Source organism: Cellulomonas sp. P4_H4, from assembly GCF_056400865.1.
Genome location: NZ_JBFUKL010000005.1, coordinates 356291 through 379231 on the forward strand (window position 1 = coordinate 356291; position 22941 = coordinate 379231).

Annotated in this window: 19 protein-coding genes; 15 read left to right on the forward strand and 4 right to left on the reverse strand. The window is 71.1% G+C overall.

The window, feature by feature from the left end:
- Positions 1-111: 111 nt before the first annotated feature.
- From AC1DPN_RS16205 to AC1DPN_RS16230, 6 genes are all read left to right on the forward strand, one after another.
- Entirely contained in the window at positions 112-1560 is a 1449-nt protein-coding gene (locus tag AC1DPN_RS16205; protein ID WP_477085796.1) for a gamma-aminobutyraldehyde dehydrogenase, read from the forward strand.
- A 153-nt stretch (positions 1561-1713) separates the two neighbouring features.
- Positions 1714-2952 carry an ABC transporter substrate-binding protein gene (locus AC1DPN_RS16210; RefSeq protein WP_477085797.1) on the forward strand — a complete coding sequence of 413 codons (1239 nt, stop codon included), beginning with the start codon at positions 1714-1716 and terminating at the stop codon, positions 2950-2952.
- On the forward strand, positions 2949-4127 hold the full coding sequence (locus AC1DPN_RS16215) for an ABC transporter ATP-binding protein (RefSeq protein WP_477085798.1): 1179 nt from the start codon (positions 2949-2951) through the stop codon (positions 4125-4127). Before AC1DPN_RS16210 ends, AC1DPN_RS16215 begins: the two co-directional genes overlap by 4 nt.
- Positions 4124-5041 carry an ABC transporter permease gene (locus AC1DPN_RS16220; protein ID WP_477085799.1) on the forward strand — a complete coding sequence of 306 codons (918 nt, stop codon included), beginning with the start codon at positions 4124-4126 and terminating at the stop codon, positions 5039-5041. Before AC1DPN_RS16215 ends, AC1DPN_RS16220 begins: the two co-directional genes overlap by 4 nt.
- A 98-nt stretch (positions 5042-5139) precedes the next feature.
- Positions 5140-5913, forward strand: coding sequence for an ABC transporter permease (locus tag AC1DPN_RS16225; protein ID WP_477085818.1), 774 nt, complete (start codon positions 5140-5142; stop codon positions 5911-5913).
- Positions 5914-5958: 45 nt separating this feature from the next.
- The gene (locus AC1DPN_RS16230) at positions 5959-7239 is read left to right on the forward strand and encodes a saccharopine dehydrogenase family protein (RefSeq protein WP_477085800.1); all 1281 of its coding nucleotides are present in this window, start codon (positions 5959-5961) and stop codon (positions 7237-7239) included.
- On the opposite strand, the gene AC1DPN_RS16235 is transcribed toward AC1DPN_RS16230, so the two are convergent.
- Together AC1DPN_RS16235 and gabT are read right to left on the reverse strand one after the other, a co-directional pair.
- Positions 7236-7907, reverse strand: a complete 672-nt coding sequence (locus AC1DPN_RS16235; RefSeq protein WP_477085819.1) for a class I SAM-dependent methyltransferase — start codon at positions 7905-7907, stop codon at positions 7236-7238. The genes AC1DPN_RS16230 and AC1DPN_RS16235 overlap by 4 nt on opposite strands.
- A 99-nt stretch (positions 7908-8006) precedes the next feature.
- Positions 8007-9344, reverse strand: a complete 1338-nt coding sequence (gene gabT, locus AC1DPN_RS16240; RefSeq protein WP_477085801.1) for a 4-aminobutyrate--2-oxoglutarate transaminase — start codon at positions 9342-9344, stop codon at positions 8007-8009.
- A gap of 227 nt (positions 9345-9571) precedes the next feature.
- Here gabT and AC1DPN_RS16245 point away from each other — a divergent pair, with 227 nt between their 5' ends.
- From AC1DPN_RS16245 to AC1DPN_RS16255, 3 genes are all read left to right on the forward strand, one after another.
- Positions 9572-10882: a M50 family metallopeptidase gene (locus AC1DPN_RS16245; RefSeq protein WP_477085802.1), complete on the forward strand. Its 1311-nt coding sequence runs from the start codon at positions 9572-9574 to the stop codon at positions 10880-10882.
- Between the two features lie 65 nt (positions 10883-10947).
- On the forward strand, positions 10948-12108 hold the full coding sequence (gene ispG, locus AC1DPN_RS16250; protein WP_477085803.1) for a flavodoxin-dependent (E)-4-hydroxy-3-methylbut-2-enyl-diphosphate synthase: 1161 nt from the start codon (positions 10948-10950) through the stop codon (positions 12106-12108).
- A gap of 91 nt (positions 12109-12199) precedes the next feature.
- Complete coding sequence (locus tag AC1DPN_RS16255) at positions 12200-13102, forward strand: GNAT family N-acetyltransferase (protein WP_477085804.1); 903 nt, start codon at positions 12200-12202, stop codon at positions 13100-13102.
- Positions 13103-13126: 24 nt separating this feature from the next.
- Here the strand turns inward: AC1DPN_RS16255 and AC1DPN_RS16260 are convergent, their stop codons facing one another.
- Positions 13127-14017, reverse strand: a complete 891-nt coding sequence (locus tag AC1DPN_RS16260) for an Fpg/Nei family DNA glycosylase (RefSeq protein WP_477085805.1) — start codon at positions 14015-14017, stop codon at positions 13127-13129.
- A gap of 96 nt (positions 14018-14113) precedes the next feature.
- Here AC1DPN_RS16260 and AC1DPN_RS16265 point away from each other — a divergent pair, with 96 nt between their 5' ends.
- The gene (locus AC1DPN_RS16265) at positions 14114-15910 is read left to right on the forward strand and encodes a proline--tRNA ligase (protein WP_477085806.1); all 1797 of its coding nucleotides are present in this window, start codon (positions 14114-14116) and stop codon (positions 15908-15910) included.
- Between the two features lie 30 nt (positions 15911-15940).
- Here the strand turns inward: AC1DPN_RS16265 and AC1DPN_RS16270 are convergent, their stop codons facing one another.
- Positions 15941-16993: a DUF4439 domain-containing protein gene (locus AC1DPN_RS16270; RefSeq protein WP_477085807.1), complete on the reverse strand. Its 1053-nt coding sequence runs from the start codon at positions 16991-16993 to the stop codon at positions 15941-15943.
- Positions 16994-17122: 129 nt separating this feature from the next.
- On the opposite strand from AC1DPN_RS16270, the gene AC1DPN_RS16275 reads away from it, so the two are divergent.
- The 5 genes from AC1DPN_RS16275 (at position 17123) to rbfA (ending at position 22691) form a co-directional block, all read left to right on the forward strand.
- Positions 17123-17704 carry a ribosome maturation factor RimP gene (locus AC1DPN_RS16275; protein ID WP_477085808.1) on the forward strand — a complete coding sequence of 194 codons (582 nt, stop codon included), beginning with the start codon at positions 17123-17125 and terminating at the stop codon, positions 17702-17704.
- A gap of 1 nt (position 17705) precedes the next feature.
- Positions 17706-18734 (forward strand): transcription termination factor NusA, encoded by a 1029-nt coding sequence (gene nusA, locus AC1DPN_RS16280; RefSeq protein ID WP_477085809.1) that lies wholly within the window; start codon positions 17706-17708, stop codon positions 18732-18734.
- A gap of 141 nt (positions 18735-18875) precedes the next feature.
- A complete protein-coding gene (locus AC1DPN_RS16285) occupies positions 18876-19172 on the forward strand; it encodes a YlxR family protein (RefSeq protein ID WP_477085810.1) in 297 nt (98 codons plus the stop codon).
- Positions 19173-19307: 135 nt separating this feature from the next.
- Positions 19308-22148, forward strand: a complete 2841-nt coding sequence (infB, locus tag AC1DPN_RS16290; protein WP_477085811.1) for a translation initiation factor IF-2 — start codon at positions 19308-19310, stop codon at positions 22146-22148.
- A gap of 108 nt (positions 22149-22256) precedes the next feature.
- Positions 22257-22691, forward strand: a complete 435-nt coding sequence (rbfA, locus tag AC1DPN_RS16295) for a 30S ribosome-binding factor RbfA (protein ID WP_477085812.1) — start codon at positions 22257-22259, stop codon at positions 22689-22691.
- Positions 22692-22941 lie beyond the last annotated feature (250 nt).

Consider the following 22941-nt stretch of genomic DNA (forward strand, 5'->3'; position numbering starts at 1 on the left):
TTTCGAGGTCCAGAGCCCCTCAATTGGCCGAATGGGCCGTCCAGGGCTCCCGCAGCGAGCGCCAGCGGCGTACGGTGCGACCACCGAGCAACTGCCCGCGAAGGAGACACCGTGAGCCAGGCCCCCGACCAGTCCATCGAGCTGCTGAACGTCGTCGGGGGCGAGCTGCGACCCGCCGCCGACGGTCGCACGACCGCGGTCGTCGACCCGTCGACCGGGCTGGAGTACGCCCGCGCGCCGCTCAGCGGGGCGGCCGACGTCGACGCCGCCTATGCATCGGCGTCGCAGGCGTTCACCACGTGGGGCCGCACCACCCCGGCCGAGCGACAGCTCGCGCTGCTCAAGCTCGCTGACGCGGTCGAGGCCCGCGCCGACGAGTTCGTCGCGGTCGAGTCACGGAACACGGGCAAGCCGCTGCACCTCACGGCGACCGACGAGGTGCCGCCCTGCGTCGACCAGCTCCGGTTCTTCGCCGGCGCCGCACGAGTGCTCGACGGGCTGAGCGCAGGGGAGTACATGGCCGGCCACACGTCGTGGGTCCGGCGCGAGCCGGTGGGCGTCGTCGGCCAGGTCACGCCGTGGAACTACCCGTTGATGATGGCGATCTGGAAGATCGCCCCGGCGCTCGCGGCGGGGAACACGATCGTCCTCAAGCCGTCCGACACGACGCCGGCGTCGACCCTGCTGCTCGGGCAGGTCGCTGCCGAGGTGCTGCCGCCGGGCGTGCTCAACGTGATCTGCGGCGACCGTGACACCGGTCGCGCACTCGTCTCGCACCAGCGTCCCGACATGGTGGCCATCACGGGCTCGGTACGGGCCGGCTCCCAGGTGGCCGAGGCCGCCGCGGCGAACGTCAAGCGCGTGCACCTCGAGCTCGGCGGCAAGGCTCCCGTCATCGTGTTCGCCGACGCCGACCTCGCCGCGGCCGCCGAGGGGATCGCTGGTGCCGGCTACTACAACGCCGGGCAGGACTGCACGGCGGCCACCCGCGTGCTGGTGCACGCGTCGGTGCGCGCCGACTTCGTCGCGGCCCTCGCCGAGGCGGCCAAGGGCCAACGCACGGGCATGCCCGACGACCCGGACGTCGCGTTCGGCCCGGTCAACAACGCCCTCCAGCTCGAGCGCGTGACCGGCTTCCTCGAGCGGCTCCCCGACCACGCGTCGATCGTCGCCGGCGGTCATCGGGTGGGCGACGCGGGCTACTTCGTCGAGGCCACGGTGGTCGACGGCCTGCGCCAGGACGATGAGGCCGTGCAGGACGAGATCTTCGGCCCGGTCATCACCGTCCAGACGTTCACCGACGAGGACGAGGCGATCGCGCTGGCCAACGGGGTCCGGTACGGGCTCTCGAGCTCCGTGTGGACGCAGAACCACGGCAGGGCGCTGCGGATGTCACGGGCTCTCGACTTCGGCGTGGTGTGGATCAACACCCACATCCCGTTCGTCGCCGAGATGCCGCACGGTGGTTTCAAGCAGTCGGGCTACGGCAAGGACCTGTCGATGTACGGGTTCGAGGACTACACCCGGATCAAGCACGTGATGTCAGCGTTCGACGCGTAGGGCCACCGATCCGATGGTCTGTGCTTCCGGCTTGCAACAATTTCGTTGCGGCTGGGTGCTTTCGCAACGAATTCCTTGCTGGACGCCGGTCCGTTTGCGAAGATCCAGCGGACCGTGTTGTCCGGCGGCCAGCAACGCCACCTTAGGAGCCACATGACCTCCCAGCGCCGACCCGTACCGACCGACCCGCGCGTCAGGGCTCTCATCGCCCAGGCCAGACAGGGTCGTGGACGTTCGACCGACCTGGGTCGTCGTTCCTTCCTCCTCGGTGCGGTCGGCACCGTGGGCGCCGGAGCCCTGCTCGCTGCGTGCGGCACGGGCTCGCCGTCAGAGGCGTCGAACCCGGCCAAGGACCAGTCCGACGAGGACAAGCTGGTGCGCTGGGCCAACTGGACCCAGTACCTCGACCAGAACGAGGACGGCACGGAGTACCCGACGCTCGCCGCGTTCGAGGCGGCCTCCGGCATCAGCGTGACGTACGCCGAGGACATCGAGGACAACGACGCGTTCTACGGCAAGGTCTCCGGCCAGCTGAAGAACGGGCAGGACATCGGCTACGACATCGTCACGCTCACGGACTGGATGGCCGCGCGGATGATCCGCCTGGGCTACACGCAGGAGCTCGACCGTGCGTCGATGCCGAACACGGACAACATCCTGCCCAGCCTCGCGAACGTCGACTTCGACCCGGGACGCAAGCACTCGCTGACGTGGCAGTCCGGCTTCGCCGGGCTCGCCTGGGACAAGTCGAAGGTGCCGGGCGGCCTGCACTCGATCGAGGACCTGTGGAAGCCGGAGCTGGCCGGACGCGTCGAGGTCCTCTCCGAGATGCGCGACACGATGGGCCTGATCATGTTCAGCCAGGGCATCGACCCGGCGGGCGACTGGAGCGACGACGACTTCTACGGCTCGCTGGACATCCTGCGCGAGAAGATCGACTCCGGGCACATCCGCAAGGTGCTGGGCAACTCGTACACGCAGGACCTCGCCTCGGGCGACGCGATCGCGGTCATCGGGTGGTCGGGGGACATCACGTCGCTGAACTACGAGTCGGACGACCGATTCGAGTTCGCGATCCCGGACGCGGGCGGCACCCTTTGGAGCGACAACCTGATGGTGCCGATCGGCTCGCCTGCGAAGGCCAACGCCGAGAAGCTCATCGACTACTACTACGACCCAGAGGTCGCCGCCGAGGTCGCAGCGTGGGTCAACTACATCACCCCCGTGCAGGGCGCCCAGGAGGCCATGGTCGCCATCGACCCTGACCTGGCCGAGAACCCGATGATCTTCCCGACCGCGGAGATCCTGTCGAAGGTCAGCGTCTTCCGGACGCTCGACCCGGCTGAGGAGGCGCGCTACAACGGCGAGTTCCTCACCGTGATCGGCGCATGACGAGCACGTCCGCGACGACAGCGGCCGAGCAGGACGCCGCGGTCAGCGGCGCCGCGCTGCAGATCGCCGGCGTCACCAAGGAGTTCGGTTCGTTCGTCGCGGTCGACGACCTGACGCTCACTGTGCCGTCGGGCTCGTTCTTCGCGCTCCTGGGACCGTCCGGCTGCGGCAAGACGACGACGCTGCGCATGGTCGCGGGCCTGGAGCAGCCCACGAGCGGAACGATCTCGATCGGTGGGCGTGACGTCACAGGCACGCGCGCGCACCAACGGCCGGTCAACACCGTCTTCCAGAGCTACGCGCTGTTCCCGCACCTGACGGTCGGGGAGAACGTCGCCTTCGGGCTGCGCCGGACGGGCAAGAAGGAGATCGACCGACGAGTCACCGAGGGGCTCGAGCTCGTCGAGCTCGCACACCTCGCCGACCGCAGACCCGTGCAGCTCTCCGGTGGTCAGCAGCAGCGCGTCGCGCTCGCGCGCGCCCTGGTCAACAGGCCGTCGGTCCTGCTCCTCGACGAGCCGCTGGGCGCGCTCGACCTCAAGCTGCGGCGTCAGATGCAGCTCGAGCTCAAGCGCATCCAGATCGAGGTCGGCCTGACGTTCATCCACGTCACGCACGACCAGGAGGAGGCCATGACGATGGCCGACACGGTCGCGGTGATGAACCGCGGACGCATCGAGCAGATGGGCTCGCCCGCCGCGCTGTACGAGCTGCCGCGGACCGCGTTCGTCGCCAACTTCCTCGGCCAGTCCAACCTCGTCGCCGGCACGGTCGTGGAGGAGAGCTCGACGTCCGGCGTCCTGGGCGTCGAGGTCGCCGGGTCGCGCGTCCTTGTGCCCGTCGAGCGCTCGGTGCGCACGAGCGGCAAGGTGCTGGTCGGTGTGCGCCCGGAGAAGCTGCGTCTCCTCGTCGACGGGCAGGAGCCCGCGGCGGGGGAGAACGTGCTCGGTCCGGGAATCGTGTCCGACGTGTCGTTCATGGGGGTCAGCACGCAGTACCAGGTCGACGTCCCGGGTCTGGGCACGTTCGGGGTCTTCGCCCAGAACCTGCTCGGTGGCTCGACGGTGGCGCCCGGTGCCTCGGTGCGCCTCGCCTGGTCCGCCGACTTCACGTTCGCGCTCGACGGCGCGGACGCTCCGGACGAAGGCACCGTGGACCTGGACGACGAGCCGTGAGCATCACCGCCGCTCTCGGCGAGGGTGCCGCGACGCCGTCGGCCCCACCACGCAGAACCCGCTCACGAGCGCAGTGGGTCCTGCTCGGCCCGGGCCTGCTCTACCTGGGGCTGTTCTTCGTCGTGCCGGTCGCCGCGCTGCTGGCCACGTCGCTGTACGTGCCGGTGCCGGGCGGGGACATCGGGCAGTACCAGCCGGCGTTCCACTGGCAGAACTACACCGAGGCCCTGGCGCACTTCTGGCCGGCGATGCTGCGCTCGTTCTGGTTCGGCCTCCTGGCCACGGGTGCCGCACTGGTCATCGGCTACCCGATGGCGTACGCGATCGCGATCCGAGCGCGTGGTCGCAAGCTCCTGCAGGGCATGCTGCTGGTGCTGGTCGTCGCGCCGTTCTTCACCAGCTTCATCCTGCGCACGATCGCTTGGAAGCAGATCCTGTCCGACGACTCGCTGGTGGTCGCCATCCTGCACTGGCTCAACCTGCTCCCTGAGGACGCGCGGCTGACCGCCACCCCGTTCGCGGTGGTCTGCGGCCTGACCTACAACTTCCTGCCGTTCATGGTGCTGCCGATCTTCGCGAGCCTCGAGCGTCTCGACGCCCGGATGCTCGAGGCGGGAGCCGACCTGTACGCCTCGCCGTTCACGACGTTCCGCAAGGTGACCTGGCCGCTGTCGCTCCCGGGCGTCGTGGCCGGCACGCTCCTCACGTTCATCCCGGCCGTGGGTGACTACGTGAACGCGTCGCTGCTGGGCAACAACACCAACACCACGATGATCGGTCAGGTCATCGACGCCCGGTTCTTCAAGGTCCTCGACTACCCGACGGCGGCTGCGCTCTCGGTGGTCCTGATGACCGCGATCATGCTTCTGGTCGCGGGCTACATCCGCAAGGCCGGCACGGAGGAGCTCCTGTGAGCGTCGCGCAGAGCGTGGTCGACCGCAGCGACGGCAGACCGTCCGGCGGCGCCCCGGAGAAGCGGCGCACGTCGCCTCGGCGTCGGGTCGGCGACTCGATCGTGCCGATCTTCGCGGCGCTCGGGTTCGCCTTCCTGCTCGTGCCCGTCGCGTACACCGTCGTCTTCTCGTTCAACGACGCCGGCAAGACGAACCTCGTCTGGGAAGGCTTCACGCTCAAGAACTGGCAGAACCCCTGCGGAGCACCCCAGGTGTGCGAGTCGTTCGGGCACTCGCTCCAGGTCGGTCTGCTGTCGACGCTCATCGCGACGGCCCTGGGCACCCTGGTCGCGATCGGGCTCGTCCGCTTCCAGTTCCGTGGCCGGTCGTTGGCCAACCTGCTGATCTTCCTGCCGATGTCGACACCCGAGGTCGTTCTCGGTGCGGCTCTCCTGGCGCAGTACCTCTCGATCCGTGTGCCCCTCGGGTTCAGCACGGTCGTCGCGAGCCACGTGCTCTTCTGCATCAGCTTCGTCGTCGTCACGGTCAAGGCTCGCGTCGCCAGCCTCGACCCGGCGATCGAGGAGGCCGCCGCGGACCTCTACGCCTCGCCGCTGCAGGCCTTCTGGCGCGTCACCTTCCCGCTGCTGATCCCGGGGATCGCTGCCGCCGCGCTGCTCGCGTTCAGCCTGAGCTTCGACGACTTCATCGTCACCAACTTCACGTCCGGCTCGTACCAGACCTTCCCCAAGTTCGTGTACATCTCGGCCACGCGCGGGATCCCGCCGCAGGCCAACGTCATCAGCTCGTTCATGTTCGTGCTGGCCCTCGCGATCGTCGTGATCGTCCAGCTGCTCGGCTACTCCCGGAGCAAACGTCTCCGGCAAGGGTGAACGGCGACGGGGTGCGTCGACGCACCCCACGAAAGGTGGGACCTCGTGCGGATCCTGGTGATCGGTAGCGGAGGCGTGGGCGACGCGGTCTCGCGGATCGCAGCCCGGCGGGACTTCTTCGAGCTGCTGGTCGTCGCGGACGTGGACCTCGGTCGCGCTCAGCGCACCGTCGACGCGTCGAGCGCGCACGACGTGGTCGGCGGCCGGTTCGTCGCGGCTGTCGTCGACGCGTCGAGCCCAGCCGCCGTCGAGGCCCTGGTCCGTGAGCACCGCGCGACGCACGTGCTCAACGCGGTGGACCCGCGGTTCGTCATGCCGATCTTCGAGGGCGTGCGCGCCGCCGGAGCCGACTACCTCGACATGGCGATGTCGCTGTCGCACGCGCACCCGTCGCTGCCGTACGAGCTGCCCGGCGTCAAGCTCGGCGACGAGCAGTTCGCGGTGGCCGACGAGTGGGCCGATGCCGGGCGGCTGGCGCTGGTCGGCATCGGCGTCGAGCCGGGCCTGTCCGACGTCTTCGCGCGCTACGCGGCGGACCACCTGTTCGACGCGATCGACGAGCTCGGCGTGCGCGACGGAGCGAACCTCGTCGTGCTCGGCGACGACGGTGAGCCCGTCTTCGCGCCGTCGTTCTCGATCTGGACGACGATCGAGGAGTGCCTGAACCCGCCGGTGATCTGGTCGGCGGACCGCGCCGAGGCCGGTGCCGGGCTGGAGGACGGCTGGTTCACGACTCCGCCGTTCCACGAGCCGGAGGTGTTCCGGTTCCCGGACCCGATCGGTGACGTGGAGTGCGTGCACGTCGAGCACGAGGAGGTCCTCCTCATGCCGCGCTGGGTCGACGCCCGCAAGGTCACGTTCAAGTACGGGCTCGGCGAGGAGTTCATCGGGGTGCTGCGCACCCTGCACACGCTCGGGCTCGACAAGACCGAACCGGTCCTGGTGCGCGGTGTTCCCGTGAGCCCGCGCGACGTGGTCGCGGCGTCGCTGCCCGACCCGGCGACCATCGGCCCGCGGATGACGGGGTCCACGTGCGCCGGGCTGCTGGTCACGGGAACCGGCAAGGACGGCAACCCCCGCGAGGTCTACCTGCACCACATCGTCGACAACGCCTGGTCGATGGCCGAGTACGGCGCCCAGTGCGTCGTGTGGCAGACGGCCGTCAACCCGGTGGTCGCGCTCGAGCTCCTGGCGGCCGGCACGTGGGCCGGTGCGGGAGTGCTCGGCCCGGAGGCGTTCGACGCGGTCCCTTTCCTCGAGCTCCTCGCGGCGCCGACGCCTGCCGGTTACGGCTCGCCGTGGGGTCTCGACGAGCGCACGCCCTAGCCGGTCCGGTACACCGACACGTGCGATCGTGAGTCCTCGGTGAACGGCGCACCGTCCCAGTCCGCGTGCCTGCTCTCGAGCTCCAGGCCGGCCAGCTGTGCCATGAGGTCCAGCTCGGCCGGCCAGACGTACCGGTGCGGGCTGCGGGCCAGCCGGGCGTCCGTGCCCTCGTCGAACCGGACGTGGTGCGAGACGACCTGCTGGTGCAGCACGTCGTACGTGTCGATCCCCAGGTAGCCCGGTTCGACGGCCCACACCGTGGCCTGGCTGCCCGGCGGCAACGCGCGCAGCTCCGGGACCCACAGCTCGACCACGAACCGTCCGCCGGGGCGCAGATGACGCGCGGCGTTGCGGAAGCACGCGACCTGCTCCGCCTGCGTGAGCAGGTTCGAGATCGTGTTGTAGACGAGGTACACGAGGCTGAAGTCGCCCGGGGCGGTGGCGGACGCCATGTCGCCCAGGATGACGGGGATCGTCGCCTCGTCGACCTTGGTCCTCAGCTCGTCGAGCATCGGTTGGAACAGCTCGATGCCGACCACGGGCACGCCGCGCGCGGCCAGCGGGACGGCGACGCGCCCCGTGCCGATGGCGAGCTCGAGCGCCCTGCCCCCGTCCGCGAGCTCCACGAGCCGGTCGACGGTCGGGCCGAGCACCTCCGGCGCGAACATCCCCGTTCCGGGAGTGTCGTAGCGGCGCGCCGTCTCGGCGTCCCAGATCTGCTCCACCGCGCGACGATCGCATCGGCATCGTCGCGCCGTCCACGGATTTCAGAGGGCGCGCAGGGCGTCCTCGAGAACGGTCAGCGCGTCGTCGAGCAGGTCGTCACCGATGACCAGCGGCGGCAGGAGGCGCAGGACGTTGCCCCAGGTGCCGCAGGTGAGCACCAGCACGCCCTGCGCGGCGCACGCGGCGGCGACCTTCTGCGCCGCGGCCTTGTCGGGCTCGAGCGTGCCGGGCACGACGAGCTCGAGCGCCAGCATCGCGCCGCGCCCACGGATCTCGGCCACCGCAGCGACGTCCGCCAGGCTCGCGGTCAGGCGGGGGACCACGTGACCCTCGATCGCCCGTGCCGCACCGGCCAGGTCGGTCCGCTCGTAGAGGTCGATGCTCGCGAGCGCCGCGGCGCACGCGATCGGGTTGCCGCCGAACGTGCCGCCGAGGCCGCCCGCGTGCACGGCGTCGAGCAGCTCGGCACGCCCGGTCACCGCACCGAGCGGCAGCCCGCCGGCGATGCCCTTGGCCAGCGCGACCAGGTCGGGGACGACGCCCTCGTGGTCGCACGCGAACATCGCGCCCGTGCGCGCGAACCCCGTCTGCACCTCGTCGGCGACGAACACGATGCCCTTGTCCCGCGCCCACGCGGCCAGGGTCGGCAGGAAGCCGGGCGCCGGGACCACGAACCCGCCCTCCCCGAGGATGGGCTCGACGACGATGGCAGCCACCTGGTCGGCACCGACCTGCCGCTCGGCGACGTCGATGGCCCGTCGTGCGGCCTGCTCGCCGGTCATGCCCTCGGGGTCGCGCAGCGGGTACGACGCCGGCACGCGGTAGACCTCGCCCGCGAAGGGCCCGAATCCCGTCTTGTAGGGCATGGCCCGCGCGGTCATCGCCATCGTGAGGTTGGTTCGCCCGTGGTAGGCGTGGTCGAGGACGAGCACCGCTGGGCGACCGGTCGCACGACGCGCGATCTTCACGGCGTTCTCGACCGCCTCCGCACCCGAGTTCACCAGCACCGAGCGCTTCTCGTGGTCGCCGGGCGTGAGCCGCGCGAGCGCCTCGCACACGGCGACGTACTCCTCGTACGGGCTGATCATGAAGCAGGTGTGCGTGAAGTCGCGGGCCTGTGCGCCCACGGCGTCGGCCACCTCGGGCGCGCTCGCTCCGACCGACGTCACGGCGATGCCGGAGCCGAGGTCCACGAATACGTTGCCGTCGACGTCCTCGATGACCGCGCCCGACGCGCGGGCCACGTAGACGGGAAGGGTCGACGACACGCCCGCGGCGACGGCGGCGGCGCGTCGCGCTCCGAGGGCGACGGAGCGAGGTCCGGGGATGGCGGTCTGCACGGAGCGACGCTGCTCGAGGGGGGCGGAATCAGTGGCCATGCTCGGACCGTAGTGCGGATCTCGTCGGTGGGAAAGGATCAGACGACGAATTCCGGGAGAAGTCCGTTGCGCAAGGGTTGCCTCGCATGAGACCCGCCGAACGGGTGAGCCCAGTGGGCGTCCAGCGAGTTCCCAGGGTGTGGGGGGAGGATGTGCGAGCGGGGGCGTGGGTCCACGCTGGATGGTGCGCGCCCGTCGACGGAGCGCGGTCCTGACGGAGGGTCTTGATGGAGTACCTGATCGGCTTGCTGATCTTCATCGTCGTGCTGCTCGGATCGATCGCGCTGCACGAGGTCGGGCACATGGTGCCCGCCAAGCGCTTCGGCGTGCGGGTGAGCCACTACATGATCGGCTTCGGGCCCACGCTGTGGTCGCGCACGAAGGGTGAGACCGAGTACGGGTTCAAGGCGATCCCGGCGGGCGGCTACGTGCGCCTCGTCGGTATGTACCCGCCTGGCGACGCCGTCGGCAACCCGCCCGCCCGGACGTGGCTGGGCCGGCTCGCGCGCGACGCGCGGCAGGCGAGCGCCGACGAGATCCTGCCCGGCGAGGACGGCCGTGCGTTCTACCGGCTGTCGACGCCCAAGAAGCTGGTCGTCATGCTCGGCGGTCCGGTCATGAACCTCCTCATCGCCTTCGTGCTCATGACGATCGTGTTCGTCGGGATCGGCGTGCCCGGGCCCACCACGACCGTGAGCTCGGTGAGCGCCTGCGTGATCCCCACGGACGCGCCAGCCGACCGCGAGTGCATGTCGAGCGACCCGGTGGCCCCCGGCGCTGCAGCCGGCCTGCTCCCGGGCGACACGGTCGTCTCGTACGACGGAACCGCGATCGACTCGTGGGACCAGCTGACCACGCTGATCCGAGCGACCGGTGACGAGTCGGTGCCCGTGACCGTCGAGCGCAACGGGGAGACCGTCGAGGTGTCGGTCACGCCCGTCGTCGCCGACCGCCCCGTCTACGACCAGTACGACAACGCCGTCCTGAACGCGGACGGCACACCGAAGACCATCTCGGTCGGGTACATCGGCATCGGCCCGAAGCAGGAGCCGCAGCGCGAGGCGATCTGGCAGATGCCCGCACGCGTCGCGACGATGACGGCGCAGACCGCGTCGGTGGTCGGCACGTTCCCGTCCAAGATCGGCGACCTCTGGGCCTCGACGGTCAACAACACGCCGCGGGACACCACCAGCGTCGTCGGCGTCGTCGGCATCGGCCGGTTCGCGGGCGAGATCGCGTCGGAGAACGACATCGACTGGGGCCTCAAGCTCGCGGGCCTCCTGATCATGCTGGCCAGCCTGAACATCGCCCTGTTCGTGTTCAACCTGATCCCGCTGCCGCCGCTCGACGGCGGGCACGTCGCGGCGGCGTTGTGGGAGGGCGGACGGCGCCAGGTGGCCAGGCTCCGTGGCCTGCCCCGGCCGGGACCGTTCGACACCGCCAAGCTGGTCCCGGTCGCGTACAGCGTGTTCATCCTGCTCGGCGGCGTCGGCCTGCTGCTCGTGTATGCGGACCTCGTCAACCCGGTGCAGATCTGAGGAGATGTCGTGCACGCCACGCGTAGCGGCAGGCCTGGTCGCGCCGCGGATGCGATGATGGCGGCGTGAGCATCCCGATCAGTCTCGGTATGCCGGAGGCGCCCGCACCTGTGCTGGCACCGCGGCGTCCCACCCGTCAGATCCGCGTCGGCAAGGTGCTCGTGGGCGGCGACGCCCCGGTGAGCGTCCAGTCGATGTGCACGACCCAGACCACCGACATCAACGCCACCCTGCAGCAGATCGCGGCGCTGACCGCCGCGGGCTGCGACATCGTCCGGGTAGCCGTCCCCACGCAGGACGACGCCGACGCGTTGCCCGCCATCGCGCACAAGTCGCAGATCCCGGTGATCGCGGACATCCACTTCCAGCCGAAGTACGTGTTCGCCGCGATCGACGCCGGTTGCGCGGCCGTCCGGGTCAACCCGGGCAACATCCGCAAGTTCGACGACCAGGTCAAGGAGATCGCCCGAGCGGCGACGGACGCCGGCGTCTCGATCCGGATCGGGGTGAACGCCGGCTCGCTCGACCCGCGCCTGCTCGCGAAGTACGGCAAGGCCACGCCCGAGGCGCTCGTCGAGTCGGCTGTCTGGGAGGCGTCGCTGTTCGAGGAGCACGGCTTCCGCGACTTCAAGATCTCCGTCAAGCACAACGACCCGGTGGTCATGGTGCGCGCCTACGAGCTGCTGTCCGAGCGCGGCGACTGGCCTCTGCACCTCGGCGTGACCGAGGCGGGCCCGGCGTTCCAGGGCACGATCAAGTCTGCGACCGCGTTCGGCGCCCTGCTGAGCAAGGGCATCGGCGACACCATCCGCGTGTCCCTGTCCGCGCCGCCGGTCGAGGAGGTCAAGGTCGGCATCCAGATCCTGCAGTCGCTCAACCTGCGGCCCCGCAAGCTCGAGATCGTCTCCTGCCCGTCCTGCGGCCGGGCCCAGGTGGACGTCTACACGCTGGCCGAGCGGGTCACGGCCGGGCTCGAGGGCATGGACGTCCCGCTGCGGGTGGCCGTCATGGGCTGCGTCGTGAACGGCCCCGGCGAGGCGCGCGAGGCGGACCTCGGCGTCGCGTCCGGCAACGGCAAGGGGCAGATCTTCGTGCGCGGCGAGGTCATCAAGACCGTCCCCGAGGCGCTCATCGTCGAGACCCTGATCGAGGAGGCCATGCGTCTCGCCGAGACGATGGACCCGGTCGAGTCCGGAAACGGTGCGCCCGTGGTCTCGGTGGGCTGACCGAGGGAATTCCTTCACCGGTACCAGCAATTCATCACATCGACACTCTCAAGATGGGGTGAATCGGGCCGTGGTGGTGCAAGATCGCCTCATGGTGCAACGCCGCGCTGCTCTGCTCGACAACCGGGCTGGAGGTCGAGTCCTGTCGGATGTCGACCTCGAGAGCGCGCTCGCCGTCTGCGCCCGTGACGCCGTCGGCTCCGTGCTCGCGACCACCCGGCTGGAGCAGGCCGTCACTCGCGGTCTGCGCACGGCAGGAGGCAGCCTCTGGGGATTCGAGCAGGACGGTGAGCTCGTCGCCCTCTGCTTCGCAGGAGCGAACATGGTTCCCGTCGTCCCCGTCGACGACCCCCGGACGGCCTCTCTCGCGCTCGACGCGTTCGCCGGGTTCGCCCGCCTGCAGGGCCGTCGCTGCTCGTCGATCGTCGGACCCGCGGAAGCGGTGCTGGGCATGTGGAGCCGGCTGCGGCAGTTCTGGCCCGCCGCGCGCGAGGTCCGCGACAACCAGCCGTCGATGGTGATCGAACATGCGCCCCTCGTGTCGCCCGACGCCAAGGTCCGCCGGTCGCATGCCGAGGAGTTCGACATCGTCCTGCCGGCGTGCGTCCGGATGTTCACGGAGGAGGTCGGCTACTCACCCGTCAGCGGACCCGGTGGGCCCTACGAGACGCGGGTGCGCAACCTGATCGCCCAGGGCCGCTCGTTCGTACGCGTCGACCACAGGGCCGGACGCAGCCGGCCGGACGTTGTGTTCAAGGCAGAGCTCGGGGCCGTCGCCGGTGGCGTCGCGCAGGTCCAGGGCGTGTGGGTATCGCCCGACCGCCGAGGCGAGCGGCTCTCCGAGACGGGCATGGCTGCCGTCGTGCAGGCCGCCCGCGCCGAGGTCGCCCCGCTGGTCTCGCTGTACGTCAACAACTTCAACGCGCGAGCGCTCGCGACGTACCGCGCGGTCGGCTTCCGGCAGGTCGGCACCTACGCGACGGTGCTCTTCTAGCTCGTCCAGCTCTTCTGACCTGCTCTATCGGAGCAGGCGGGACATGCGTCGGTCCGCGAGCGGCTTGCCGCCGGTCTGGCACGTCGGGCAGTACTGCAGCGCCGAGTCGGCGAACGACACCTCGTGGACCGTGTCTCCGCACGGCTGGCCGTCCCAGCCCGGGCACGGCAGACCCGTACGCCCGTGCACCCGCATGCCCTGACGCTTCGCGTCCTTGAGCTCCGTCGCTGGTTTGCCCGACGCCGCGTCGACCGCCTCGGTCAGCACGTCCTGGATCGCGCGGTAGAGGGTGGCGGTCCGGTCCGCGTCGAGCGACGTCGTCATGGCGAACGGGCTCATCCGGGCGACCAGCAGGATCTCGTCCGAGTAGGCGTTGCCGATGCCCGCGATGGTGCCCTGGTCGCGCAGCAGGCCCTTGAGCTGCTGGTTGCGCGCCTTGAGCAGCTCGGTGAGGCGCTGCGGCGTGAACTCGGGCGAGAGAGGCTCGACGCCGAGCGTCGAGATCTGCGGCACGTCGGCCGGATCCTCGACGACGTGGACGGCGAGCCGTTTGCGGGTGCCCGCCTCGGTCAGGTCGAAGCCCGCGCCGTCGTCGAACCGCACGCGCAGGGCGATGGGGGACTTGCCGGGCCGGACCGGTCGTTCGGACAGCTGCTCGGACCAGCGCACCCAGCCCGCGCGCGACAGGTGCCAGATCAGGTGCAGGGGCTCGCCGGTCGTCGTGGCGACCATGAGGTCCAGCCACTTCCCGTGCCGCTGCACGTCGACGACGACCCCGCCCTTGAGCGCGTCCGGTGGCGGGCGGAACGTCTTGAGCGCGCTGATCGCGCCGATCTCGACAGACGTCACGACGTGGTCGACCGTGCGTCCGCGCAGGAACTGCGCGAGCGCTTCGACCTCGGGCAGCTCCGGCACAGGGTCATGCTCCCATCCCGAGATCGACCCGTCCCGGCGTTCGGCGTCCGGAGAATGCGCTCAGGACCGCACGTCGGAGCAACTAGGCTCGCGGTCATGCTTCTGCGCCTCTCCACGCTCTTCTTCCGCACGCTGCGCGAGGACCCCGCCGACGCCGAGGTCGCGAGCCACCGGCTCCTTGTGCGCGCCGGCTACATCCGCCGCGCCGCCCCGGGCATCTACAGCTGGCTCCCGCTCGGCCTGCGCGTGCTGGCCAAGGTGGAGGCGGTCGTCCGCGAGGAGATGGTCGCCGCGGGTGCGCAGGAGGTGCACTTCCCGGCGCTGCTGCCGCGCGAGCCCTACGAGGCGACCGGGCGCTGGACCGAGTACGGCCCGAACATCTTCCGGCTCAAGGACCGCAAGGGTGGGGACTACCTGCTGGCGCCCACGCACGAGGAGATGTTCACGCTCCTCGTCAAGGACCTGTACTCGTCGTACAAGGACCTGCCGCTCACGCTGTTCCAGATCCAGACCAAGTACCGCGATGAGGCCCGGCCGCGTGCCGGCCTGATCCGCGGGCGCGAGTTCATCATGAAGGACGCGTACTCGTTCGACATCGACGACGAAGGGCTCGACGCGTCGTACCAGGCGCAGCGCGCGGCCTACCAGCGCATCTTCGAGCGCCTCGGACTCGAGTACGTGATCGTCGCGGCAACCTCGGGTGCCATGGGGGGCTCCCGCTCCGAGGAGTTCCTGACCCCGACGCTCATCGGGGAGGACACGTTCGTGCGGTCAGCAGGCGGGTACGCCGCGAACGTCGAGGCCGTCACGACCGTCGTCCCCGACGCGCTGCCGTTCGACGACGCCCCCGCGGCGCACGTCGAGGACACCCCGGACACACCGACGATCGACACGCTCGTCGCCGTCGCCAACGAGCGCTTCCCGCGCCCGGACCGTGCCTGGACGGCGGCCGACACGCTCAAGAACGTCGTGCTCGCCCTCGTGCACCCGACGGGCGAGCGCGAGCTGCTCGTCGTCGGGCTGCCCGGCGACCGCGACGTCGACCTGAAGCGTCTGGAGGCGGGCGTGGCGCCGGCCGAGGTCGAGGCCGCGGGCGAGGCCGACTTCACCGCGCACCCTGAGCTGGTCAAGGGCTACATCGGGCCTGGCGCGCTCGGACCCAACGTGCCCGTCGCCGAGGGTGCCGAGCGGACCGCGGTGCGGTTCCTGCTCGACCCCCGTGTCGTGGCCGGCACGCGGTGGATCACCGGGGCGAACGAGCCCGGCCGGCACGTCTTCGACCTCGTCGCGGGTCGTGACTTCACCGCGGACGGCACGGTCGAGGCGGCCGAGGTACGCGCCGGCGACCCGGCGCCCGACGGCTCCGGTCCGCTCGAGCTCGCCCGAGGTATCGAGATCGGCCACATCTTCCAGCTGGGTCGCAAGTACGCGCAGGCGCTGGGCCTGACGGTGCTGGACCAGAACGGCAAGTCCCAGGTCGTGACCATGGGCTCGTACGGGGTCGGCGTCACCCGGGTGCTCGCTGCGCTCGCGGAGGCCAACAACGACGAGCGGGGACTCGCATGGCCCGCGCACGTCGCTCCCGCGCACGTCACGGTCGTCGCGACCGGCAAGGACCCGGCGATCTTCGAGGCGGCCGAGGCACTGGCCGCGGAGCTGTCGTCGCGCGGCATCGAGGTCGTGTACGACGACCGGCCGGGCCGAGTCTCGCCCGGCGTGAAGTTCGCCGATGCCGAGCTGCTCGGTGTCCCGCTCGTCGTCGTCGTCGGCCGCGGGCTGGCCGAGGGTGTCGTCGAGGTCCGCCCGCGCACGGGTGGCGCGACCGAGCAGGTCCCGGTCGACCAGGCGGTCGAGCACGTGGCGTCGCTCGTCGCGGCCCTGCTCGCGTCGTAGACCGCGCGGGTGGCCCCGTCAGCGGGATGCTCAGCTGACGGGTTGCTGGCTCTGCTCGGGGAGACCCGGGAACGGGATCGGGGTCGCGCCCCAGACGGCGGCCGCCGTCGTCGCCGCGCGCAGGCCGTCGACGAGCTGCTGGCGCTGGCCCGCCGGCGCGCCGGCCACCGCGTTGGCGTAGGCGTCGGCGACCGCGGTCTGCAGGGTGCGGCCCAGCGCGACCACGACGGCCGGGTCGTCGAGACCGACCGGCAGCGCGTACGAGGCGCGGCGCGGGTCGAGCGGGGTGCCCTCGCTCCCGGACGCGCGGGCCCAGCGGTCGCCCTCGGCGCGGTTGGCGGCGGCGGCGGCGCGCGCTGCCGCGCGCTGGTCGCCCGTGAGCCGGGCCGCGATGACCTCGAACCCGAAGCCCGCCTGGTCGTGGGCGAGCGCGAGGGCGTCGAGGTCGGTGACGGCTCCAGGGCTCGCGCTGGGCGCCGGTTCAGCCGTGGCCGACGGGTCCGCCGGGGGAGCGACGTCGCCCGGCGCCGGCCCGACCGGGGGAGCCGGGACGCCGGACGCCTGCGCGAGGCGGGTCGTCAGCTCGGCCCGTGAGGTCGCGATCGAGGCGACGAGCCGGGCCAGCGCTCCGTCGTCGACGGTGTCGGCGTCGGTCAGCGACGTGGTCGTGGCCGCGCCGAGGTCGGTGAGCAGGGACGCGGCGTCGGCGACGACCGGCGGTGGGGTCGTGGGTGCCGCGGTGGGCGTCGCGAGGCCGGAGTCGTAGACGCCGCCCGCCTGCTCGGCGTGCTGGTCCGAGAAGGAGGCGATGTCCGCCAGGACGCTCGCGAGCGGCTCTGCTGCCCCGGCGGGCGTGAGAGCGACGGCACGGGCGGCCTCCGCGAGGGCGACCGAGTCGGCCGCCGTGCGCGCCCGGACCTGCTCGATCGCGTCGGGCGTGGGCTCCACCGGGGGCGGCGTCTCGGCGCGCAGACCGCAGCCGGCCAGCACGACGAGGGCGAGAATTGTGGCGAGCGCGACACCGAATCGACGGACTCGGTCGGCGACATCCGGGTGCTGGTGCGGGCTCGGCGGGTGGTTCATCGCCGGTGATCCTGCCATGTGCCGGGCGCGCGGCCGTCGGGCACGCCCGGACTCGTTACGCTGGACCCACAACATCACAGGGTCGATCCGTTGCCTCGGCAGACCCGCTGGAGCCGACAGGAGACTGACATGGCCGCGCCAGCGCACCCAGCACACGCCGAGCGGGTCCGGCACGTCGTCGAGCCGGCCGTCGAGTCCGTGGGTTTGCTCCTCGAGGACGTCACCGTACGTCGTGCGGCAGGTCGTTCGGTGGTCGAGGTCGTGATCGACGTGCCCGAGGACGACGAGGGCTCCCTGGACCTCGACCGGGTCGCCGACGCGACGCGCGCCGTCTCGGACGCGCTGGATGCTGCGGATGCGATCACGGGGGAGTACACCCTCGAGGTGATGAGCCCCGGTGTGTCGCGGCCGCTGACCGAGCGCCGCCACTTCACCCGCGCCGTGGGGCACACGATCGTGGTGCACCGGCACGACGGCGGGACGCTGTCCGGACGGCTGACCGCCGTCGAGAGGACGGGGCCGGACGACGGCACCATCGTCGTCGTCCCCGTGACGCCGGGACTCAAGGGCCGCAAGCCGGTCATCGGGGAACCTGTCGAGGTTCCCCTGTCCGAGGTGCGCGCCGCGCACGTCGAGGTGGACCTGACAGGGGTCGGGCCCGTGGACGACGACGAGGCCGGCAGCGACGCCGACGCCGGACAGGAGAGCTGAGATGGACATCGACATGCAGACGCTGCGGATGCTTGAGCGGGAGCGTGAGATCAGCCTCGACGTCCTGGTCTCCGCGATCGAGCAGGCACTGCTGTCCGCCTACCACCGGACGCCCGGCGCACACACCCGGGCCCGGGTCGAGGTGGACCGCAAGAGCGGGCACGTCACCGTGTGGGCGCGCGAGGAGGCGGCTCCGTCGGAGGACGGCGAGCCCGCCTACACGCACCACGACGAGCCCGAGTTCGACCACACCCCGGACGGGTTCGGCCGGATCGCCACCGCGACGGCGCGCCAGGTCATCGTGCAGCGCCTGCGCGACGCCGAGGACGACCAGGTGCTCGGAGCGTTCCGCGGCAAGGAGGGCGAGGTCCTGGGTGGAGTCATCCAGCAGGGCCGCGACCCGCGGACGGTGCTCATCGACGTCGGTGGGACCGAGGCCGTCCTGCCCGCGCACGAGCAGGTGCCCGGCGAGGAGTACGTCCACGGCGACCGCATCCGCGGCTACGTGCTCGAGGTCGCGCGGGGTCCGAGGGGGCCGCAGGTCACGCTCTCGCGCACGCACCCGAACCTCGTGCGCAAGCTCTTCGAGCTGGAGGTTCCCGAGGTCGCCGACGGCACGGTCGAGATCACGGCGATGGCGCGCGAGGCCGGTCACCGCACCAAGATGGCTGTCCGCACGACCGTCCCGGGCGTGAACGCCAAGGGTGCCTGCATCGGCCCGATGGGTGGCCGCGTCCGTGCGGTCATGGCCGAGCTGCACGGCGAGAAGATCGACATCGTCGACCACGCGGACGACCCGGCCGAGATGATCGCCCACGCGCTGTCGCCCGCCCGGGTGCTCTCCGTGACGGTCGTCGACCCCGAGGCGCGCGCCGCACGTGTCGTCGTGCCGGACTACCAGCTGTCCCTCGCGATCGGCAAGGAGGGCCAGAACGCCCGCCTCGCCGCCAAGCTCACCGGCTGGCGTATCGACATCCGGTCCGACGCCGAGGTGCCGGGGGACCTGCAGGGCGCGAGCGCCGGTGAGTGACGCGCAGCACGGATCGGGCGGATGACGCGCGCTGTGACACGCGGAGTGGCCCGGCGCGGTAGACTTGCTGCGGCTGGGCCGGATGTCCGGCTCCTCCCGTCGAGCCGGCGGACCCCACAGACAGTGAGTGCGCTCTCTGGCATGGGTCCGATCCGGACCTGCGTGGGGTGTCGAACCACCGGCCCGAGGTCAGCCTTGCTGAGGGTGGTCGTCGCCACGGATGCCGCGGGAGTCTCCGCGATGGTCGTGGACGAGGGTCGTTCGATGCCGGGCAGGGGGGCGTGGCTGCACCCCGATCCTGGATGTCTCGAGACCGCCGAACGCCGACGTGCACTCGGGCGGGCACTGCGCAACGCGGGCATGTCCGACGTGAGCGACGTGCGTCGGTACATCGAGCAGCTGGGAATGGAAGGCGCCGGGCAGATCCCGGTGTCGTAGGCCGATCGTCGATGAGGGAAGCGGGTCTGGAAGCCGATGGCTACCCGATGAGAACGCTCCGATGAGTACCCAGCGATGAGTACCCAGAACTAACGACGGTCCGACCCTGTCCGGGCGGACCGAGACAGGAGAGATGTGGCCAAGGTCCGCGTCTACGAGCTCGCCAAAGAGCTCGGGGTCGACAGCAAGACCATCATGACCAAGCTGAACACCATGGGAGAGTTCGTCCGGTCGGCATCGTCGACCATCGAGCCCCCGGTCGTTCGCAAGCTGCGCGACGAGTACCCCGCAGGCAGTGCGGGAACGTCAGCGCCAGCCGCAGCAGCACCCAGGGCAGCCCCGCGTCCCGCGCCGGCACCTGCACCCGCTCCTGCGCCCGTCGTCGAGGCCCCGCGCCCGGCCGCGGCAGCTCCTGCTGCCCCCGCCGCGCCGGCTCCCGCGCGACCGGCTCCCGCCGCGGCTCCGGCCCCGGCCGCAGCAGCCCCCGCACCTGCCGCAGCCGCTGCTGCGACCGGCGCTCCCGTCCGTCCCGGTCCGCGTCAGGCGCCTGCGCCTGCAGCGCGTCCCGGCAACAACCCGTTCGCACCCTCGCAGGGCATGCCCCGCCAGGGTGAGCGTCCGGGCGCCAACCGTTCCGGCGGCCCGCGTCCCGGCAACAACCCGTTCGCGCCGTCGCAGGGCATGCCGCGTCCGGGTGACCGCGACCGTCGTCCCGCTCCGGCCGAGGGTGCTCCTGCTGCCTCGGCAGGCGAGCGTCCCGGCGGCCCGCGTCCCGGCGGTCCCCGCCCCGGTGGTCCGCGCCCGAACCCGGGCATGATGCCGGGCCGTACGGCCAGCGGTGTCGGTCGTCCGGGCGAGCGCCCGGCCGGTCCTGGTGGCGGTCGCGCAGGCGGCGGTCCTGGCGGTGCCCGTGGTGGCTACGCCGGTCGTCCCGGTGGTGCGCCTGGTGGCGCTCCCGGCGGTGCACCCGGTGGCGGCGGCGGTTTCGCCGGTCGTCCCGGTGGCGGCGGCGGTCGTCCCGGTGGTGCCGGGCGTGGCAGCACGCAGGGTGCCTTCGGTCGCGCGGGCGGTCGTCCCGTCCGTGGCCGCAAGTCGAAGCGTGCGAAGCGTCAAGAGTTCGAGCAGATGCAGGCCCCCTCGCTGGGTGGCGTGCAGGTTCCCCGCGGCAACGGCAAGACCGTCGTCCGGCTGCGCCACGGCTCGTCGCTCAACGACTTCGCCGACAAGATCGACGCCAACCCCGCCGCACTGGTCACCGTGCTGTTCCACCTCGGTGAGATGGCCACGGCGACCCAGTCGCTCGACGAGGACACGTTCGGCACCCTCGCGGTCGAGCTCGGCTACATCATCGAGATGGTGTCGGCCGAGGAGGAGGACCGCGAGCTGCTCGGGGCCTTCGACATCGACCTGGACGCCGAGCTCGAGGCCGAGGGCGACGACGACCTGACGGCGCGTCCGCCGGTCGTCACCGTCATGGGTCACGTCGACCACGGAAAGACCAAGCTCCTCGACGCCATCCGTCAGACGGACGTCGTCGCGGGCGAGGCCGGCGGGATCACGCAGCACATCGGTGCCTACCAGGTGCACACCACGCACGAGGGCATCGACCGTGCGGTCACGTTCATCGACACCCCGGGCCACGAGGCGTTCACCGCCATGCGTGCCCGTGGTGCGCAGGTGACCGACATCGCGATCCTCGTGGTCGCGGCCGACGACGGCGTGATGCCCCAGACGATCGAGGCGCTCAACCACGCCCAGGCGGCCGGCGTGCCGATCGTGGTCGCGGTCAACAAGGTGGACAAGGAGGGGGCCAACCCCGACAAGATCCGCCAGCAGCTCACCGAGTACAACCTGGTGGCCGAGGAGTACGGCGGCGACACGATGTTCGTCAACGTCTCCGCGAAGCAGAACCAGGGCATCGACCAGCTGCTCGAGGCGGTCCTCCTCACGGCGGACGCCGCGCTCGACCTGCGAGCCAACGCCGACAAGGACGCACGTGGTGTGGCCATCGAGGCGAACCTCGACAAGGGCCGTGGTGCCGTCGCGACGGTGCTCGTCCAGTCGGGAACCCTCGAGGTCGGCGACTCGATCGTCGCCGGTACGGCCTACGGCCGCGTCCGAGCGATGTTCGACGAGCACGGCGAGCCGGTCCTGGTGGCCGGACCGTCGCGTCCCGTCCAGGTGCTCGGCCTGACCTCGGTGCCTCGCGCCGGCGACACGTTCATCGTGGCCCCGGACGACCGCACCGCTCGTCAGATCGGCGAGAAGCGCGAGGCGGCCGAGCGTGCCGCCCTCCTGGCCAAGCGTCGCAAGCGCGTCAGCCTCGAGGACTTCACGCAGGCGCTGGCTCAGGGCAAGGTCGAGACCCTCAACCTGGTCCTCAAGGGCGATGTCTCGGGTGCCGTCGAGGCGCTCGAGGACGCACTGCTCAAGATCGACGTGGGCGAAGAGGTCGAGCTGCGGGTCATCCACCGCGGCGTCGGCGCGATCACGCAGAACGACGTCAACCTGGCGACCGTCGACTCGGCGATCATCATCGGGTTCAACGTCAAGTACGCGGAGCGCGTCGAGGAGCTGGCGGACCGCGAGGGCGTCGACGTGCGCTTCTACTCGGTCATCTACCAGGCGATCGACGACGTCGAGGCTGCTCTCAAGGGCATGCTCAAGCCGGAGTACGAGGAGGTGCAGCTCGGTTCCGCCGAGGTGCGCGAGGTCTTCCGGTCCTCGAAGTTCGGCAACATCGCCGGCTCGATCGTCCGGTCGGGCCTCATCCGACGCAACACGAAGGCGCGCGTCACGCGTGGCGGCAAGATCATCGGGGACAACCTGACGATCGAGTCGCTCAAGCGGTTCAAGGACGACGCCACCGAGGTCCGCGAGGGCTTCGAGTGCGGTATCGGCCTCGGCTCGTTCAACGACGTCGAGATCGGCGACACCATCGAGACCTGGGAGATGCGCGAGAAGCCTCGCGCCTGACCCCGGTGATCACCAGGCCATAGGCCAGCGGCACAGGGCGGGCGAGCATCTCGCCCGCCCTGTGCTCGTCCAGGCTCAGGCCTCCTCTACTAGACAAGGAGCGGTCCCATGGCCGACACCGCCCGCGCCCGAAAGCTCAGCGAGCGCATCCAGCAGGTCGTCGCGCAGATGCTCGACACGCGCATCAAGGACCCGCGTCTGGGGTTCGTCACCATCACGGACGTGCGCGTCACGGGTGACCTCCAGCACGCCGACATCTTCTACACGGTGCTCGGCGACGACGCCGCGCGCACGGACACGGCCGCCGCACTGGAGAGCGCCAAGGGCATCCTGCGCTCCGAGGTCGGCAAGCAGACCGGCATCCGGCTGACCCCGTCGCTCGACTTCCACCTCGACGCGCTGCCGGACACGTCCGCGCAGCTCGACGCGGCGCTTCTCGAGGCAGCTCGACGCGACGCCGAGGTGGCCGCTCTCGCGGCAGCCGCGACGTTCGCGGGCGACGCGGACCCGTACAAGAAATCCGACGAGGACGACGAGGACTGAGCACGCACGACGAGCGCTCCGATCGCGGTGACCGCTGCGGCGACGTACGCCGCGGGCTGCAGGCCGACCGCGTAGCCGTCGGGCGTCAGGGTGCCGTCGGACGCGGTGAACACGGCCACCAGCGTCGCGACGCCGAGCGCCCCGCCGATCTCCCGCAGGGTGGCGTTCACCGAGCTCGCCGTCCCGTGGTCGTCGGGCACCATGTCGGCGAGGACGGCCGTCGCGCTCGGCGCGAACGTCAGCCCCATCC